The sequence below is a fragment of the Klebsiella sp. Q11 genome, assembly GCF_964241505.1.
Taxonomy (GTDB): domain Bacteria; phylum Pseudomonadota; class Gammaproteobacteria; order Enterobacterales; family Enterobacteriaceae; genus Klebsiella; species Klebsiella michiganensis.
In genome coordinates this window covers 57,867-74,607 of sequence record NZ_CAXSXW010000022.1, presented here as the reverse complement: position 1 = coordinate 74,607, position 16,741 = coordinate 57,867, and the positions used below count along the sequence as shown (strand labels likewise).

General features: G+C 57.8%; 17 protein-coding genes and 1 pseudogene. 5 read left to right on the top strand and 13 right to left on the bottom strand.

The features are described 5' to 3' along the window. The first annotated feature begins 226 nt into the window (after positions 1–226). Entirely contained in the window at positions 227–1,180 is a 954-nt protein-coding gene (gene metR / locus ACESQ2_RS26760) for an HTH-type transcriptional regulator MetR (RefSeq protein ID WP_004097578.1), read from the top strand. On the opposite strand, the gene ACESQ2_RS26755 is transcribed toward metR, so the two are convergent. The 3 genes from ACESQ2_RS26755 to pldB all read right to left on the bottom strand — a co-directional run bounded on the left by ACESQ2_RS26755 (position 1,068) and on the right by pldB (position 3,892). Further along, positions 1,068–1,967 (bottom strand): carboxylate/amino acid/amine transporter, encoded by a 900-nt coding sequence (locus tag ACESQ2_RS26755; protein ID WP_025108396.1) that lies wholly within the window; start codon positions 1,965–1,967, stop codon positions 1,068–1,070. The genes metR and ACESQ2_RS26755 overlap by 113 nt on opposite strands. Positions 1,968–2,055: 88 nt before the next feature. Then, positions 2,056–2,856, bottom strand: coding sequence for a sugar/pyridoxal phosphate phosphatase YigL (yigL, locus tag ACESQ2_RS26750; protein WP_025108397.1), 801 nt, complete (start codon positions 2,854–2,856; stop codon positions 2,056–2,058). A 43-nt stretch (positions 2,857–2,899) separates the two neighbouring features. After that, entirely contained in the window at positions 2,900–3,892 is a 993-nt protein-coding gene (gene pldB / locus ACESQ2_RS26745) for a lysophospholipase L2 (protein ID WP_046878125.1), read from the bottom strand. Between the two features lie 109 nt (positions 3,893–4,001). Here pldB and rhtB point away from each other — a divergent pair, with 109 nt between their 5' ends. Together rhtB and ACESQ2_RS26735 are read left to right on the top strand one after the other, a co-directional pair. After that, entirely contained in the window at positions 4,002–4,622 is a 621-nt protein-coding gene (gene rhtB / locus ACESQ2_RS26740) for a homoserine/homoserine lactone efflux protein (RefSeq protein WP_014227472.1), read from the top strand. A gap of 12 nt (positions 4,623–4,634) precedes the next feature. Then, positions 4,635–4,931: pseudogene (locus ACESQ2_RS26735) on the top strand (Rpn family recombination-promoting nuclease/putative transposase); the annotation flags it as partial. A 41-nt stretch (positions 4,932–4,972) separates the two neighbouring features. Here the strand turns inward: ACESQ2_RS26735 and rhtC are convergent. The 3 genes from rhtC to pldA form a co-directional block, all read right to left on the bottom strand. Next, complete coding sequence (gene rhtC / locus ACESQ2_RS26730) at positions 4,973–5,596, bottom strand: threonine export protein RhtC (protein WP_004097571.1); 624 nt, start codon at positions 5,594–5,596, stop codon at positions 4,973–4,975. Between the two features lie 61 nt (positions 5,597–5,657). After that, entirely contained in the window at positions 5,658–7,484 is a 1,827-nt protein-coding gene (recQ, locus tag ACESQ2_RS26725) for an ATP-dependent DNA helicase RecQ (RefSeq protein ID WP_004097570.1), read from the bottom strand. A 67-nt stretch (positions 7,485–7,551) separates the two neighbouring features. After that, positions 7,552–8,424, bottom strand: a complete 873-nt coding sequence (gene pldA, locus ACESQ2_RS26720; RefSeq protein ID WP_004097569.1) for a phospholipase A — start codon at positions 8,422–8,424, stop codon at positions 7,552–7,554. A gap of 155 nt (positions 8,425–8,579) precedes the next feature. Here pldA and yigI point away from each other — a divergent pair, with 155 nt between their 5' ends. Next, positions 8,580–9,044 carry an acyl-CoA thioesterase YigI gene (gene yigI, locus ACESQ2_RS26715; protein ID WP_004097567.1) on the top strand — a complete coding sequence of 155 codons (465 nt, stop codon included), beginning with the start codon at positions 8,580–8,582 and terminating at the stop codon, positions 9,042–9,044. A 49-nt stretch (positions 9,045–9,093) separates the two neighbouring features. Continuing rightward, on the top strand, positions 9,094–9,987 hold the full coding sequence (rarD, locus tag ACESQ2_RS26710) for an EamA family transporter RarD (protein ID WP_014227470.1): 894 nt from the start codon (positions 9,094–9,096) through the stop codon (positions 9,985–9,987). Positions 9,988–10,028: 41 nt separating this feature from the next. Here the strand turns inward: rarD and corA are convergent, their stop codons facing one another. From corA to dapF, 7 genes are all read right to left on the bottom strand, one after another. After that, positions 10,029–10,979 (bottom strand): magnesium/cobalt transporter CorA, encoded by a 951-nt coding sequence (gene corA, locus ACESQ2_RS26705; protein ID WP_004097564.1) that lies wholly within the window; start codon positions 10,977–10,979, stop codon positions 10,029–10,031. Positions 10,980–11,128: 149 nt separating this feature from the next. Further along, positions 11,129–11,185 (bottom strand): YsgD/CorL family protein, encoded by a 57-nt coding sequence (gene ysgD / locus ACESQ2_RS26700; RefSeq protein WP_349817343.1) that lies wholly within the window; start codon positions 11,183–11,185, stop codon positions 11,129–11,131. A gap of 148 nt (positions 11,186–11,333) precedes the next feature. Continuing rightward, a complete protein-coding gene (gene uvrD / locus ACESQ2_RS26695) occupies positions 11,334–13,496 on the bottom strand; it encodes a DNA helicase II (protein WP_014227469.1) in 2,163 nt (720 codons plus the stop codon). Positions 13,497–13,573: 77 nt separating this feature from the next. Continuing rightward, positions 13,574–14,290, bottom strand: coding sequence for a 5-amino-6-(5-phospho-D-ribitylamino)uracil phosphatase YigB (gene yigB, locus ACESQ2_RS26690; protein ID WP_014227468.1), 717 nt, complete (start codon positions 14,288–14,290; stop codon positions 13,574–13,576). Next, the gene (gene xerC, locus ACESQ2_RS26685; RefSeq protein ID WP_046878126.1) at positions 14,290–15,192 is read right to left on the bottom strand and encodes a tyrosine recombinase XerC; all 903 of its coding nucleotides are present in this window, start codon (positions 15,190–15,192) and stop codon (positions 14,290–14,292) included. Before xerC ends, yigB begins: the two co-directional genes overlap by 1 nt. After that, a complete protein-coding gene (locus tag ACESQ2_RS26680; protein WP_025108404.1) occupies positions 15,189–15,896 on the bottom strand; it encodes a DUF484 domain-containing protein in 708 nt (235 codons plus the stop codon). The genes xerC and ACESQ2_RS26680 overlap by 4 nt, the downstream gene beginning before the upstream one ends. Beyond that, a complete protein-coding gene (gene dapF / locus ACESQ2_RS26675) occupies positions 15,893–16,717 on the bottom strand; it encodes a diaminopimelate epimerase (protein WP_004127458.1) in 825 nt (274 codons plus the stop codon). Before dapF ends, ACESQ2_RS26680 begins: the two co-directional genes overlap by 4 nt. Positions 16,718–16,741: the final 24 nt, after the last annotated feature.

Here is a 16,741-nt window from a genome sequence, read left to right as displayed (position 1 = left end):
AGCCTCATAATTGCAATCCGAAAGATTTCGGATTTAGGGAAGGCTGCAAACTTGCTCATCCCCAGGAGCTTACTGAAGTAAGTGACTGGGGTGAGGAAGTGCAGCCAACGCTGCCATAAATTCGAAAGATAAAGGATTTAGCCGTCCAGATGTTTACACATCCATAATTGGCAGTTACTGTATATTCCTCAAGCGCAAATTATTCATGCCGAAGTGAAGGACTTTCATGATCGAAATTAAACACCTGAAAACGCTCCAGGCGTTGCGGAATAGCGGCTCTCTGGCAGGCGCGGCGGCGGCCCTGCACCAGACCCAATCCGCCTTGTCCCACCAGTTCAGCGATCTGGAACAGCGCCTCGGCTTCCGTCTGTTTGTACGTAAAAGTCAGCCGCTGCGCTTTACGCCGCAGGGAGAGATCCTGCTGCAGCTGGCCAATCAGGTCCTGCCGCAAATCAGCCGCGCCCTGCAGGATTGCAATGAGCCGCAGCAAACCCGGCTGCGTATCGCCATCGAATGCCATAGCTGTATTCAGTGGCTCACGCCGGCGCTGGAGAGTTTCCGCGCCCGCTGGCCGCATGTGGAGGTGGACTTTCAGTCCGGGGTGATCTTCGACCCACAGCCGGGCCTGCAGCAGGGCGAGCTGGATCTGGTGATGACCTCCGATATCCTGCCGCGCAGCGGACTGCACTATTCGCCAATGTTTGATTTCGAAGTACGCCTGGTGATGGCGCCGGATCATCCGCTGGCGACAAAGGCGCGCATCGCGCCCGAGGATTTAGCGACCGAAATGCTGCTGATTTATCCGGTCCAGCGCGCACGTCTGGATATCTGGCGTCACTTCCTGCAGCCTGCCGGGATTAGCCCGCAGCTGAAGAGCGTCGACAATACGCTGCTGTTAATTCAGATGGTGGCGGCGCGAATGGGCATCGCCGCCCTGCCGCACTGGGTCGTGGAAAGCTTTGAGCGCCAGGGCCTGGTGGTGACCAAAACCCTGGGCGAGGGACTGTGGAGCCGACTGTACGCCGCGGTGCGCGACGGCGAGCAGCGCCAGCCGGTTACCGAGGCGTTTATTCGCTCAGCGCGGAACCACGCTTGCGATCATTTACCGTTTGTGCGGAGTGCGGAGCGACCCAGCGTCGATGGACCCATAGCGAGGCCAGGATCACCAGAGCGCCAATAATAAAGCTCGGCCAGCGGGGCTGCGTCTGCCAGATGGCCAGGTTCACCAGCAGCCCGGCAGGCACGTGCATATTGTTCATGATGCCGAGCGTACCGGCATCCACCTGGGTGGCGCCGTAGTTCCACATAAAGTAACCAATCCCGGATGCCGCCACGCCAAGAAAGGCCAGGATGCCCCACTGTAGCGAAGTTTCCGGCATTTTCTGCGCGTTACCCAGCATCGACCAGGCAACCGCCGCCACCAGAAACGCCCCGATGTAGAACCAGGCGAAGGCGTTATGCTGCGGCATCGGACGCGTTTCCATCAGGCGCTTATATCCCACCATGCCAATCGCGAAGCTGATGTTGGAGAGTTGAACCAGGATCAAACCGGTCCAGAAATGGTTGGTCACCTGGTCATAACGGATGATGCCCGCGCCGATTACCGCCAGCAGCGCGCTACAGGCGTAGCCCCAGCGCAGGCGACGGCGGCTCATCACATCGTAAATCAGCGTGATATAGAGCGGCGTCAGGACGGTAAACAGCAGAAGCTCCGATACCGTCAGGTACAGATAGGCCTGGAAACTCAGCATATACATAATGCCGAGCTGCATCGCCCCCACCAGCATATACAGGCCGATGGTTGACAGGCTCTGCCCGCGGGTGCGCAGGAAGGGCAAAAACACCAGCGCCGCCAGGCCAACGCGCGCCAGCACCGCAAAATAGCTGTCGACGTGGCCTGCCAGGTATTCGCCATACAGGCTAAAGGAAAAGGCCCACAGAATGGTGGTGATAATCAGTAGCGCCACAATGAATGTCTCATAGAGTAAAGAACACGCATTGTAGCGAAGTGACAGGTTGACGACTGCTTATTAATTAAGCAATCGTCAATCTTTTTTAGTCAAGATAGAGTTTACGCAGGTAGTGGGGAACGGCGTCATCGACGTTGCTGCCGATCACTTCCAGCTCAGGATGCAGGTCTTTCAGCCGCTGGTGCGCGTTGGCCATAATGCAGCCCTTGCCCGCCATTGACAGCATTTCCGCATCGTTCATACCGTCGCCGAAGGCGATACACTCTTTCAGGCTATAGCCGAGCATCTTCGCCACGGCCTCCAGCGCATGCCCTTTCGACACGCCGCCCGCCATCACTTCGAGGCAGGTAACGGTAGAGAAGCTCACGTTCACCCGATCGCCCCAGCGGGCGTTGATCGCCTGCTCCAGCGGCAGCAGATGCTCATGCTTATCGCAGGTGAAAAAGACTTTGCTGATCCCTTCAGGATCCAGCTCGCCCGGCTCGTACAGCTTGTAGTTAAACACCGCCTCTTTGAAGAAGCGCATCTCTTCCGGACGATGGCGATTCATATACCACTCATCTTCACGATAGACGTTGGTCACAATCGCCGGATCGTTACGCATCATTTCGAACAGGTCGGCGGCGATATCGCGGTCAAGGTTGTGGGCGAAGATCTGCTTCCCTTCGCTATCGTGCACGCGAGCGCCGTTCGAGGTGATCATATAGGATTTAATGCCGAGATTATCGCGAATTTGCCCAACATCGATGTAGTGGCGGCCGGTCGCGAACACGAAGTTGATACCGCGTGCAGTAAGCAGCTTCAGCGTCTCTTTGGCGTAGGGAGTTAAGCAGTGATCGGGAGAAAGCAGCGTGCCATCTAAATCAGACGCAACAACCTGGTACATAAAAATTTTAACCTCTAAGCAGGGCGACGAGCGTTTCGCCGGATTAAGTGTGTCGACCAAAAAAATCGACGATAGCGTTTAGCGCGACCGAGCGCATTGCGTCCTTTTCAAAAAGGATCTCATGGTATGCCCCTTCTATGACAAACGGCTTATCCCCTTCACAGGGATGACCGCCAGCGGCGCGAAGTTCACAGTAACGATCGTGCATACGGTTATCGACCACCCGCTCTTCTTCCGCCTGGAGCAGTAATGTTGGCGTGACGTCTTTCTCCGCACCGGCCAGCACCTCTTCGCCGGCGAGGATCCCCTCGCGCACCCAGTGGAACGTCGGCCCGCCGACCCGCAGCTGCGGCTCATCGGCGTAAAAGCGCAGGTTGCGGCGATAGCGTTGACGGCTGTGCGTCAGTACGTTAACCGCAAAGGGCAGCGCCCGCCAGCGGCCGGTACCGAGGGCATACTCTTCACGAATGCGCTGATGGCCCTCAGCCCAATCGAGAATATGGCGCACCATCCAGTCAGGCAGGCGCATAACGATGCCGAACATCGGCGCACAGAGCGCCATCGCGTCGCAATGCCGGTGGTAGCGCTGCAAAAATAGCGTCGCAATGGCGCCGCCCATGGAGTGGGCCAGTATAAACCGTTTCCGCCAGCGTCCGGGCGCCACCTGCTGCTGCCAGAACGCGGCGAGATCGTCGACGTAATCGCTGAAATTAACGACGTGCCCGCGGTGGGTATCTGAAAGCATGCGTCCGGAGCGCCCCTGGCCGCGATGATCGATAATCATCACGTCAAAACCGCTGCGGAAAAGATCATAAGCCAGTTCGGCGTACTTAACGTAGCTTTCAATGCGACCCGGACAAATAACCACGACCCGGTCATGACTTTTGGCGCAGAAGCGAACAAAGCGCACCGGAACGTTATCCACGCCCGTAAATTCAGCCTCTTCCCGCTGACGCCAGAAATCGGTCAGTGGCCCCATGGTAAAGGCCGCAAACGCGTTTTCTCGTGTTTCCCAGTCCTTTTGCTGCAAAAACATCGGGCTTACACCCCTGATAACCGCTGAAAATCGTTTTTTTATCGTGCATCACACAATGCTTACACAATAGCGTATTGTGGCATAAAAACAGACAATCAGGGAGTTTCTCATGACGTTCGAGTGGTGGTTTGCCTATCTGCTGACATCTCTTATTCTCAGCCTGTCGCCGGGATCCGGGGCGATAAATACCATGACCACCTCAATCAACCACGGTTATCGCGGCGCGGCGGCTTCTATTGCCGGGCTACAGACCGGGCTCGGCATTCATATCGTGCTGGTGGGCGTTGGCCTGGGTACGCTTTTTTCCCGTTCGCTGTTGGCCTTTGAAATCCTGAAATGGGCGGGCGCCGCTTATCTTATCTGGCTCGGCATTCAGCAGTGGCGAGCCGCGGGTTCTCTCGATCTGAATACCCTTGCGCAAGCGCAGAGCCGCGGCAAACTCTTTAAGCGCGCGGTGTTCGTCAACCTGACCAACCCAAAAAGCATCGTGTTCCTCGCCGCGCTCTTCCCGCAGTTTATCGTGCCGCACCAGCCCCAGGTGATGCAGTACCTCGTGCTCGGCGTCACCACCATCGTGGTCGATATTATCGTGATGATTGGCTACGCCACGCTGGCGCAGCGCATCGCCGCGTGGATCAAGGGGCCGAAACAGATGAAAGCGCTAAACAAGGTTTTTGGATCGCTGTTTATGCTGGTCGGCGCCCTGCTGGCCTCTGCGCGCCACGCCTGATGTATAGATAAACAGCAAATTACCGTACTGATAAAATATATGGCCCAGGCGGGAGAAGAGCAGGATGTTCGGCCGCTATTATATGAGCTGGCACAGCGGGTGCCGCAACATGGAGGTGTACTGATGACTCTGGCAGAAAAGTGGCTTGAGGAAGGTATGCAGAAGGGCATTAAGGAAGGCATAAAAGAGGGCAAACGCGCTGCGCTTCTTAACGTCGCAAAGGCCATGCTCGAGCGGGGCATTGATACTACTGCGGTTATGGAAATGACCGGTCTGACGTCCGACGATTTGCAGCAGCTGCGTCATTAATATCCGGCCCGCCCATAACCCTTGGGCGGGCCGCAGAACGCTTAGCGCGAAATAATCAGGTGAATACCAAACCCGGCAAACAGAGTACCGGCAATGCCGTCGATCCACTTCGCCATCCGCTGATAGCCGCGGCGCATGCCCGGTAGGGCGAACAGGCTGGCGACCACCGTAAACCAGGCCAGCGTCTCCAGAACAATCAGCAGGAAAATCCCCCAGCGCGCGCCGGAACTGACGCTGTCGCCGACAAACAGCGAGAACACGGAGCCAAAATAGATAATCGCTTTTGGGTTAGCCAGATTGGTCAGCAGCCCTTTCAGGAAGCTCCGGCCGCTGCGCGCCAGTTCGACCTGAGGCTCTACCGCCGCTGCCGCTTCGCTTTTTTTCAGCGCGCCGCGCAGCATCTGGAAACCCATCCAGCACAGATACAGGCCGCCGCCGACCATAATAATGGTATGCAGCCAGGCCATCTTCTCGATAATCAGGTTCAGGCCGAGCAGCGCTACGCCCGCCCATACCATTACTCCGCAGGTGATCCCCAGCACGCCCATCATCGCCTCTTTGCGGGAGCGGCTAACGGCGGTTTGTGAAACAAAGAAGAAGTCCGGGCCAGGACTCATCAGCGCAATGATATGCACCAGCGCCACGGTGAAAAAAAGCGTCAACATAATTAACTCGCAGGGAAATAGTCAGGACGAAAACTATATTTACACTTTTTCGTCTGGCTGACTACTCATCATCGCCATCCACGTGCGCGCGGATCAGGGCCATAAACTCTTTACCAAAACGCTCGAGCTTACGCGTGCCAACGCCGTTGACGCTGAGCATCTCCCCGGCCGTCAGCGGCGTTTGCTCGGCCATTTCAATTAGCGTCGCATCGTTAAACACCACGTAGGGCGGGATATTCTCTTCGTCGGCAATCGCCTTACGCAGTTTGCGCAGCTTGGCGAACAGCTTGCGATCGTAATTACCGCCAAAGGATTTCTGCATCGCTTTCGGTTTCAGCGCCACAATACGCGGCACGGCAAGCTGTAGCGTCACGTCGCCGCGCAGGACCGGACGCGCGGCCTCGGTAAGCTGTAGCGCAGAGTGCTGGGCTATATTCTGCGTAACCAGGCCTAAATGAATAAGCTGACGGATAACGCTGACCCAATGCTCGTGGCTCTGTTCGCGCCCAATGCCGTAGACCGGCAGCTTGTCGTGCCCCATATCGCGAATACGCTGGTTATTGGCGCCGCGCAGCACTTCCACCACGTAGCCCATACCAAAGCGCTGGTTGACGCGGTAAATCGTCGACAGCGCCTTACGCGCGTCCATTAAACCGTCGTACTGTTTCGGCGGATCGAGGCAGATATCGCAGTTGCCGCAGGGCTCCTGGCGCCCCTCGCCAAAGTAGTTGAGCAGCACCAGACGGCGGCAGGTTTGCGCTTCGGCAAAGGCCCCCATCGCGTTGAGCTTATGGCGTTCAATGTCCTGCAGCGGCCCGGCGGGTTTCTCCTCAAGGCAGCGTCTGAGCCACGCCATATCCGCCGGATCGTAAAACAGCATCGCCTCGGCAGGCAGCCCATCGCGCCCGGCGCGGCCGGTCTCCTGGTAATAGGATTCAATATTGCGGGGGATATCGAAATGCACTACAAAACGGACGTTCGGTTTGTTGATACCCATACCGAAGGCTACCGTCGCCACCACGATTTGCAGGTCGTCGCGCTGGAATTTCTCCTGCACGTCGGCGCGGATATGGTTTTCCAGCCCGGCGTGATAGGCCGCGGCGCTGATACCGCGACTTTGCAGGCGAGCGGCGGTGTCTTCCACTTTTGAGCGGCTATTGCAGTAGATAATGCCCGACTTACCGCGCTGGTCCTGCACGTAGCGCATCAGCTGATCCAGCGGCTTAAACTTCTCCATCAGCATATAGCGGATGTTGGGTCGGTCGAAGCTGCTGACCTGAATGAGCGGGTCGTTTAGATCCAGCAGGCGAACAATGTCGCGACGCGTCGTGTCATCGGCGGTGGCGGTCAGCGCCATAAACGGGATTTGCGGTATCCGCTGGCGCAGCTGCCCTAACGCGGCGTATTCCGGACGGAAATCGTGCCCCCACTGGGAAATACAGTGCGCCTCGTCCACCGCCACCATCGACAGATTCCAGTGCGTAAGATGCTCAAGGAAGTTATCCAGCATCAGGCGCTCCGGGGCGATATACAGTAGGCGAATCTGCCCGCTGCGGCAGCCGGCCATCACTTCCTGCTGTTGCTCCCGGCTCTGGGTTGAGTTCAGGCACGCCGCCGCCACGCCGTTAGCCAGCAGCTGATCGACCTGGTCCTTCATCAAGGAAATAAGCGGCGACACCACGACGGTGAGACCGCCCAGCACCAGCGCCGGAACCTGATAACACAGCGACTTACCGCCGCCGGTTGGCATCACCACCAGGCAATCGCGCCCGGCCAACGCCGTATCAATGATAGTTTCCTGGCCCGGGCGAAACTGCTGGTAGCCGAAGGTCTCTTGTAAAACCTGCTTAGCCAGCGATTCCTGATTCAATACTTCCGCCTGCGCCACGTTGACCCCATATGCCTGAAAAGAAAACAGGCGCTATTTTCAGCGCCTGAGAGCCAGAGTGCAACGATTAAAACAGATCGTTGAGCATCAGCCCGACGCCGACGCGGGTCTGATTGAAGTTATAATCGATGAGCGACTCGCCATAACCGCTATAGACCTGAGTATAGACGCGCACGTGTTTGGTGATCGGATAGCTCACCCCAAGCTCGGCGCCGCCGTAGCCGGTATTCCAGTTATATTGCCCCTGGGCGCTGAGGATGGCGTCGCCCAGCTGATAACCCACTTTCAGCCGGTAATACCCCATATATTTGGTGATATCCGGATTATCGTCGGTGCTGCCAATCACGTACCAGGGCTTCACCTCAACCAGCCAGTTGCCGTTTTGCGCCATCAGCCGGGTATAGAGGCGGTTCCAGCTGCGGGAGGTGGGATCGGAACGGCCGTTAGAGTCGTGGTTATAACCCATCTCAACGTCGCGCAGCGTCCAGCCGGCGAACGAGTAATCGGTCGCAAACCCGAGGAACAGCTGCGGCTCATAGTTGGTTTCGCGAAACGGCGCGGACTCTTTGCTGTTGGAGAGCTGCCACCAGGATTTTTGCGTATAAGAAGCGCCCAGCAGCGAATTCTCGCCGAGGATCCCTCGCCACAGCGGAAACGCCAGGCTGAGCTGGAACTTCACTTCATCTTTACGCGCATTTTCGGCCCAGTCGTAGCTACGAATCGCTTCTTTATTGAGATCGCTGGTCCACGTATAGAGCAGATAGTTGCTCTCGTAGGGATAGAGCAGGAACGGATTATCATGGTCCTGTAACAGGTTGGCGATAATGCTCCCGCGAACGACCGGAGCGTCGTGGACCTGTTTATTCACCGGCGCGTCCTGCGCCAGAACGCCGGCCGGAAGCGCAACAAGCGCCAGCAGGCAGGCCAAAGAGATACGCATTGCTGTTCTCCTGGATGGATATTTATTATTTCTGTTTAACCCAGGCAGCATTCTACCTATTTATGCGGCATCTGACCTGTTATCCGTTCTTAAAGTAGAAATCAATATTTTAGAAGCATAAAATCAACATTTCATTAACTTATGGAAGTGTTGTTATGTCTGAACTGACCGCCGCCGCCGCCCTGAAGCTGGTGGGAGAGATCTTCGTCTACCATATGCCGTTTAATCGTGCCTTAGGGCTGGAGCTGGAGCGCTATGAAAAGGAGTTTGCCCAGCTGAGTTTCAACAATCAGCCGATGATGGTGGGCAACTGGGCGCAGAGCATTTTACATGGCGGCGTGATCGCCTCAGCGCTGGACGTCGCTGCGGGGCTGGTATGCGTCGGCAGCACGCTGACTCGCCACGACACCATCAATGAAGAAGAGCTGCGCCAGCGCCTGTCGCGGATGGGCACTATCGATCTGCGCGTCGACTACCTGCGTCCGGGCCGCGGGGAACGCTTTACCGCTACCAGCAGCCTGCTGCGCGCCGGTAATAAAGTGGCGGTGGCCCGCGTCGAGCTGCATAACGAAGAGCAGGTGTATATCGCCAGCGCCACGGCGACGTATATGGTGGGTTGATCGGCCTAAATCGAGTAACATCTCTCTCTTTGGCAATGGATTTGTACCGATGGACGCTAAACAAACGCGGGTGGGGATTCTTCTGGCCCTGGCCGCCTATTTTATCTGGGGTATCGCGCCGGCGTACTTCAAGCTTATCTACTATGTTCCCGCCGATGAAATTCTGACTCACCGCGTGATCTGGTCCTTCTTCTTTATGGTCGCGCTGATCAGCATCAGCCGTCAGTGGCCGCAGGTCAAAAGGCTGCTGAAAACGCCGAAAAAGGTGTTCCTGCTGGCGCTCTCTGCGGTGCTGGTGGGCGGCAACTGGCTGCTGTTTATCTGGGCGGTGAATAACCATCATATGCTGGAAGCCAGCCTGGGCTATTTTATCAATCCGCTGGTGAATATTTTGCTGGGGATGATCTTCCTCGGGGAGCGCTTTCGCCGGATGCAGTGGCTGGCGGTGCTGCTGGCCGCCTGCGGCGTGCTGGTACAGCTCTGGACCTTCGGCTCGCTGCCGATTATCGCGCTGGGCCTGGCGTTCAGCTTCGCTTTTTACGGCCTGCTGCGTAAAAAGATCGCCGTGGATGCGCAAACCGGGATGCTGTTTGAGACGCTCTGGCTGCTGCCGGTCGCCGCGATTTATCTGTTTGGTATTGCCGATAGCCCGACCAGCCACATGGGGCAGAATCCGTGGTCGCTGAACCTGCTGCTGATGGCGGCGGGCGTGGTCACCACCATCCCGCTGCTGTGCTTTACCGGCGCGGCGACGCGTCTGCGCCTCTCCACGCTGGGATTTTTCCAGTATATCGGCCCGACGCTGATGTTCCTGCTGGCGGTAACCTTCTACGGCGAAGTGCCGGGCGCGGATAAAATGGTAACCTTCGCCTTTATCTGGGTGGCGCTGGCGATTTTCGTGATGGATGCGGTTTACACAATACGCCGTACGCGCAGGGCATAAAGCCAAGCTGGTACGCAAAAAAGGAGCCGAAGCTCCTTTTTTTACAGCCAGTTTTTACGCTTAAAGTACAGATACGGCGCCAGGCCGGCGAGCATCATAAAGACAATCGCGCCGGGATAGCCAAAGCTCCAGTGCAGCTCGGGCATAAACTCAAAGTTCATGCCATAGCTGGAAGCCACCAGCGTCGGCGGCAGGAAGACGACGGAGACCACCGAGAAGATCTTGATGATGCGGTTCTGCTCGATGTTGATAAAACCCATCGCCGCCTGCATCAGGAAGTTAACCTTCTGGAACAGCGATTCGTTGTGCGGCAGCAGGGATTCGATGTCGCGCAGGATCTCACGCGCCTGCTCCAGCTGACCGGCCGGAAGGCGGGCTTTGCGCACGAGGAAGTTCAGCGCGCGCTGGGTATCCATCAGACACAGGCGGACTTTCCAGCCGATATCTTCCTGCTCCGCCAGCGTCGAGAGCGCCTCGTCGTAATCATCGCCCTGACGACCTTCCATGATCACCCGGCTGAGCTTTTCCAGGTCGCTATAGATGTTTTCAATTTCATCCGCCAGCTGCTCGATTTTGGTTTCGAACAGGTCCAGCAGCAGCTCGTAAGCGTTGCCGTCCACCATCGACTGGCTGCGGGCGCGCATGCGATACAGGCGGAAAGCGGGCAGCTCCCGTTCGCGCAGGGTGAACAGACGCCCTTCGCGGATAGTAAACGCTACGGTAGAGTTACCGGCGTGATCCTCTGCATCTTCAAAAAAGAAAAATGAGTGGATATGCAGACCGTCTTCATCCTCAAAGAAACGCGCTGACGCTTCGATGTCTTCCAGCTCCGGGCGCGTCGCCAGGTTCTGGCCCAATTCCGTTTGCACGCGGCTTCGTTCATCGTCGTCAGGCTCGACCAGATCGACCCACACCGAACTGGCGAGGTGCTTGATCTCGTCGGCTTCCAGACGCGTTAAACGATTGTTTTCCAGTTGAAATGCGCTCAGCATGACCGGGACTCCCAATGCAAAAAATTATCGGACAGTTCGGTGGGCACACAGAAACAATTTGGGTTTCAGACCATTAAGCCTGACTCAGAGCGACGGGAATAGAACGGGTCGCCGACAACCGCTAAGGCTATCAGCATAAGAGGATAGCCTTAGGAGTTGTTCCTGATGGGCAGGAAATTGAGCCAGCATCTACTGGGTGTGTCCAAGGCGAATGTCCTCTTAGCGTAATCGTGCGCGCATGTTACGCCAGCGCAAAAACGGCGTCAACACGCAACGGAACGCTAAAGAGCAAATCAAGCTCCTTAACGTATAAAGGTAGCAGAATATTACAAAATAATGATACTTTTCTTACTGTTACACTGTTTCAAGCCGGGCATACGCCGCGACCAGCCATTTAATCCCCTGCCCCTGAAACGCAACCTGCAGGCGGCTGTGTTCGCCGCTGCCTTCGAGGTTCACGATCGTGCCTTCGCCAAACTTGGCATGGCGCACGCGCTGGCCCAGCTTATAGCCGGTGTCGTTTTCCGCCATCGGCGTCCCCATCCGCTGATGGCTGACCGGACGGCTCACCGTGGCGCGCAGCCGCACCTCTTCCACGCACGACTCCGGCAGCTCGCCGATAAAGCGCGACGGACGGTGATAAACCTCTTTGCCATACAGGCGGCGGGTTTCCGCATAGGTCAGCGTGAGCTTCTGCATCGCACGGGTGACGCCGACGTAGGCCAGACGGCGTTCTTCTTCCAGGCGACCGCCCTCATCAAGCGCCATCTGGCTCGGGAACATCCCCTCTTCCACGCCGACGATAAAGACCTGCGGGAACTCCAGCCCTTTCGCCGAGTGCAGGGTCATCAGCTGTACCGCATCCTGCCAGGTATCCGCCTGCCCTTCTCCCGCTTCCAGCGCCGCATGCGAGAGGAACGCCTGCAGCGGCATCAAATCTTCATCTTCTTCGTTGTAGCTGAACTGGCGCGTTGCCGTTACCAGCTCCTCTAAGTTTTCAATGCGCGTCTGGCCTTTCTCGCCTTTCTCCTGCTCGTACATCATGCGCAGGCCGGAGTCTTTAATCACCCGATCGGTCTGCACGTGCAGCGGCATATCGGCGGTTTCCTGCGCCAGGGCGTCAATGAGCTCCATAAAACGCTGCAGGGCGCTGGCGGCGCGTCCGGCAAGCACTTTATCTTTTAACAGCTCGCGACAGGCCTGCCACAGCGTCAGCTGACGGTCGCGCGAGGTCTGGCGCACCACGTCCAGCGTGCGATCGCCGATACCACGCGTCGGGGTATTCACCACGCGCTCAAAGGCCGCGTCGTCATTACGATTGGCGATCAGGCGCAGATAGGAGAGCGCATCTTTGATCTCCTGGCGTTCGAAGAAGCGCATGCCGCCATAAATACGATACGGCATGCTGGCCTGCAGCAGCGCCTCTTCCAGCACGCGCGACTGGGCGTTGCTGCGATACAGAATCGCGCACTGCTCCAGCGCCCCGCCGTTTTCCTGCCAGGTTTTGATGCGGTTGACGACAAAGCGCGCCTCATCAAGATCGTTAAACGCGCAGTAGAGCGAAATCGGCTCGCCGTCGGCGCCGTCGGTCCACAGCTTTTTCCCCAGGCGCCCGCTGTTGTTTTCAATCAGGGCGTTGGCCGCGCTGAGGATATTGCTGGTCGAGCGATAGTTTTGCTCGAGGCGGATAGTTTCCGCGCCGGGGAAATCGTTGAGGAAGCGCTGGATGTTCTCCACCTGCGCGCCGCGCCAGCCGTAAATGGACTGATCGTCATCGCCGACGATCATCACCTTGCCGGTATCGCCCGCCAGCAGGCGGATCCACGCGTACTGAATGTTGTTGGTATCCTGAAATTCGTCCACCAGGATATTGGTAAAGCGCTCGCGGTAGTGCTGAAGAATGTGCGGCTTGTTGAGCCACAGCTCGTGGGCGCGCAGCAGCAGTTCGGCGAAATCCACCAGCCCCGCCCGATCGCAGGCCTCCTGGTAGGCCTGATAAACCTTCTGCCAGGTCTGCTCAACCGGGTTACCGTAGCTCTGTATATGGTGCGGGCGCAGCCCTTCATCTTTCTGGCCGTTGATGTACCACATCGCCTGACGCGGCGGCCACTGCTTCTCATCGAGATTCATCGCCTTAATCAGACGCTTGAGCAGGCGCAGCTGGTCTTCGCTGTCGAGGATCTGGAAGTCCTGCGGCAGGTTGGCGTCAAGGTGATGAGCGCGCAGCAGCCGGTGCGCCAGTCCGTGGAAAGTGCCGACCCACATACCGCCCTGGGTGGTACCCATCAGTTGGCCAATACGATGGCGCATTTCCGCCGCCGCTTTATTGGTAAAGGTCACCGCCATAATGGAGTAAGGGGAACAGTGCTCAACGCTCAGCAGCCAGGCGATGCGGTGTACCAGCACGCGCGTCTTACCGCTGCCCGCGCCTGCCAGAACCAGCATATTCGTACGTGATGCCGCAACGGCTTCACGCTGTTTGTCATTAAGGCTGTCGAGCAGATAAGAAACGTCCATTGGCACCGCCGGAAATGAGACGCCCGGCAACGTTCAGTCCACCGGGCTACTGTTAATTTATACAGAACTACTGACGATTATATCAGCGAGGTCAGAGATGCCAACCGTGAAATTTCGATGTGCGGTAACAGGCGGCTGTCGGCGGTGCGCATCAGGTCTGCGCCCTGCGGTTTGATCCAACAGGCCTGCATGCCGCAACGAATGGAGCCCGCCACGTCGGTCGTCAGATCGTCCCCGACGTGCAGAATCTGCCCCAGCGGCAGCGCCAGCCGCTCGGCTGCGAGATGATACATATCGGCAAAAGGCTTAGAGCGCCCGTCCGGACCGGCGCGCAGCACGAAGCGGAAGTAGTCGCTCAGGCCAAAAAGCTCCGGCTGGGCATTACCGTTGGTAATGGCCACCAGCGGCCACTTTTCCGCCAGCTGCGCCAGCGTATCGTGCGTTTCCTGCGGGACATCGATCAGGCTGCGCCAGTGGGCGAAGTTCGCCATCGCTTCCTCGGCCCCCGTTTTCGCCAGCGCCGCAGAAAGCCCGGCGTTGATCATCCCCAGCTCCAGCGCGCGGCGGCGCCACTCGGTGACATCGTGGTAAATTTCCGGCTCTGACGCCAGCAGCGTCTGGCGCAGCCGGTTGAGTTCGCTGGCGTCAAATTGACTCAGCGACGGGTGGTAGCTGCGCACAAAGCTCAGCGACTCATGCAGCGTTCGGTCAATCACCGGACGGTTGTCATAAAGGGTATCGTCCAGGTCAAATGTCAGTGCTGAAATCTGGCCCAGAGGTCGGTAAAAACGCATTATTTCCCCCGTTTGGCGCGCGGATGCGCCGCATCGTACACCGACGCAAGGTGTTGAAAATCAAGATGGGTATAAATTTGAGTGGTGGACAGATTCGCATGACCCAGCAGCTCCTGCACCCCGCGCAGATCGCCGCTCGACTCCAGCATATGGGTCGCGAAAGAGTGGCGCAGCTTATGCGGATGCACGTGGCTGTTGAGGCCCTGCTTAATGCCCCATTCGGCAAAGCGCTTTTGCACGTTACGCGCGGAAATTCGCTTACCCAGCTTTGATAAGAACAGGGCGTCTTCATCAGCGCCGAACAGGCCGCGCAGGTCGAGCCAGTGCTCAATCCACACCACCGCGTTGCGGCCAATCGGCAGGCGGCGCTCTTTGCTGCCTTTGCCCATCACCCACACCTCGCCGGATTCCAGATCGAGGTGCTTAATGTCGAGATTCACCAGCTCCGAGAGACGCAGTCCCGCGCCGTACATCACTTCCAGCATCGCCCTGTCGCGTACCGCCAGCGGATCGTTAAGATCGATATCCAGCAGTCGGTTAACGTCGTCGACGTCGATATTTTTTGGTAAATGGCGCGGTGTTTTCGGCGCCGAAATCCCCTTCGCCGGATTCGCGGCCAGTTCGCCCTGGCTCACCAGCCAGTCAAAGAAGCTGCGTAAGGCGGAGAGACGTAAAGCCAGGCTGGCTGGCCCCAGCCCCTGGCGACGGCTGCGCACCGCCAGGCTACGGACCTGGGCAGCATCGCACTGCTGCCAGCTTTTCAGCCCGTCGCTATCCGCCAGCGCGATAAGCGTCTCAAGCTGGCGGCGGTAGTTCAGCAGCGTTATCGGGCTCAGCTGACGCTCCACGCCGAGATAGCGTAAAAAGCGTTCTACGGGCGTAAACAGCGGCGAGTCGGTCATGCGCGCTCGATCCAGCGCTCCAGCAACCCCGGGAGCATCGACGCAATTTCCTGCAAAAGCTGCGTTCCCTGACCTTGCTGATAGTGCTGAGGGTCGCGACTGCTGAACAGCATCACGCCGGGCGCTTCATCTCCTCCCAGCAGCGACATCGCCACCGAACCCACGGCTTTTGCTTCCGGCAGCACCACCAGCAGTTCCGGGCCGTTTAATGGGCCAAGATAATGGCGCTGTTGCCCAAGACGCTGAATGCGAATCGGCTCAAACGCCTGACGGCTTATCGCCAGATGAGTGAATTTGGAGGGCGCGCCGAGCCGCCAGCTGTCGGGAAACAGGCGCACCGTGGCGCCCGCCAGGCCCAGCTCGCGCGCCCAGCGATGAAAGCGGTTCAGCATTTCATCAAGGCTATCGGCCGCCGCCAGCCGCGTCTGGAGATCAAACAGGCGCTGAAACAGGCTTTCGTTAGCCGTCGCCTGGGCCATCAGCAGCGTCATATTCTCTTCCAGCACGTTGATATGGTTCCGCGCCCGCGCCATGTGCCATTCCACCAGCGAGACCGAACCACGTACCGGATGCGGCACCGACATATGCTCCACCAGCGCCGCATTACGAATAAAGAATTCAGGATGTTGCAACAGATAGTCCACCACTGCGCGATCGTTCAGCTCGCTGGCGAGTTCCTGCTGTTCTTCCCCGACTTGTTTCATAAATGAATAAATCCGTCATAGACATGTGCCGCCGGGCCAGTCATATACAGCGGTTGGCCCGGACCTTTCCAGGCGATATCAAGACGCCCGCCGGGTAATTCCACGCGGACCTCCTCGCCCAGTAACCCCTGCTGGATACCGACCGCCGCCGCCGCGCAGGCGCCGCTGCCGCAGGCCTGCGTTTCACCCGCGCCGCGTTCATACACGCGCAGGCGAATATGGGAACGGCTGACCACCTGCATAAAGCCGATGTTCGCCCGCTCCGGGAAGCGCTCGTGGTTTTCCATCACCGGGCCGAGCGTTTCCACCGTCGCGGTTTCCACATCATCGACCTGGATAACGCAGTGCGGGTTGCCCATGGACACCACGCCGCACAATACTGTCTGTTCAGCGGCGCGCATGATATAGGTCTTTTCCGCTTTGTTGGCGCGGAACGGCACCTGCGACGGTTCGAAGTTTGGCTCACCCATATTCACGCGCACCAGATCGTCTTCCGTTACGCTTAATACCATACGGCCGTTCGAGGTACTGACGCGGATGTCACGTTTATTGGTCAGGCCTTTCAGGCGCACAAAGCGGGCGAAACAGCGCGCGCCGTTGCCGCATTGCGCCACCTCGCTACCGTCGGCATTGAAGATGCGATAGTGGAAGTCGAGCTCCGGATCGTAGGGCGGCTCAACCACCAGCAGCTGATCGAAGCCCACGCCAAGATGCCGATCCGCCAGACGACGAATCAGTTCCGGTGAGAAAAAAACATTCTGAGTTACCGCGTCAACAACCATAAAGTCATTGCCAAGGCCATGCATTTTAGAGAACTGCATCATCTACTCCAGCAGCGCGGAACT

What these genes read in the sequence shown, in the direction of transcription:
- metR (WP_004097578.1), top strand. Translation starts at nt 227, where the DNA reads ATGATCGAAATTAAACACCTGAAAACGCTCCAGGCGTTGCGGAATAGC.
- yigL (WP_025108397.1), bottom strand. Translation starts at nt 2,856, where the DNA reads ATGTACCAGGTTGTTGCGTCTGATTTAGATGGCACGCTGCTTTCTCCC.
- pldB (WP_046878125.1), bottom strand. Translation starts at nt 3,892, where the DNA reads ATGTTTTTGCAGCAAAAGGACTGGGAAACACGAGAAAACGCGTTTGCG.
- rhtB (WP_014227472.1), top strand. Translation starts at nt 4,002, where the DNA reads ATGACGTTCGAGTGGTGGTTTGCCTATCTGCTGACATCTCTTATTCTC.
- rhtC (WP_004097571.1), bottom strand. Translation starts at nt 5,596, where the DNA reads ATGTTGACGCTTTTTTTCACCGTGGCGCTGGTGCATATCATTGCGCTG.
- pldA (WP_004097569.1), bottom strand. Translation starts at nt 8,424, where the DNA reads ATGCGTATCTCTTTGGCCTGCCTGCTGGCGCTTGTTGCGCTTCCGGCC.
- yigI (WP_004097567.1), top strand. Translation starts at nt 8,580, where the DNA reads ATGTCTGAACTGACCGCCGCCGCCGCCCTGAAGCTGGTGGGAGAGATC.
- rarD (WP_014227470.1), top strand. Translation starts at nt 9,094, where the DNA reads ATGGACGCTAAACAAACGCGGGTGGGGATTCTTCTGGCCCTGGCCGCC.
- corA (WP_004097564.1), bottom strand. Translation starts at nt 10,979, where the DNA reads ATGCTGAGCGCATTTCAACTGGAAAACAATCGTTTAACGCGTCTGGAA.
- uvrD (WP_014227469.1), bottom strand. Translation starts at nt 13,496, where the DNA reads ATGGACGTTTCTTATCTGCTCGACAGCCTTAATGACAAACAGCGTGAA.
- yigB (WP_014227468.1), bottom strand. Translation starts at nt 14,290, where the DNA reads ATGCGTTTTTACCGACCTCTGGGCCAGATTTCAGCACTGACATTTGAC.
- xerC (WP_046878126.1), bottom strand. Translation starts at nt 15,192, where the DNA reads ATGACCGACTCGCCGCTGTTTACGCCCGTAGAACGCTTTTTACGCTAT.
- ACESQ2_RS26680 (WP_025108404.1), bottom strand. Translation starts at nt 15,896, where the DNA reads ATGAAACAAGTCGGGGAAGAACAGCAGGAACTCGCCAGCGAGCTGAAC.
- dapF (WP_004127458.1), bottom strand. Translation starts at nt 16,717, where the DNA reads ATGCAGTTCTCTAAAATGCATGGCCTTGGCAATGACTTTATGGTTGTT.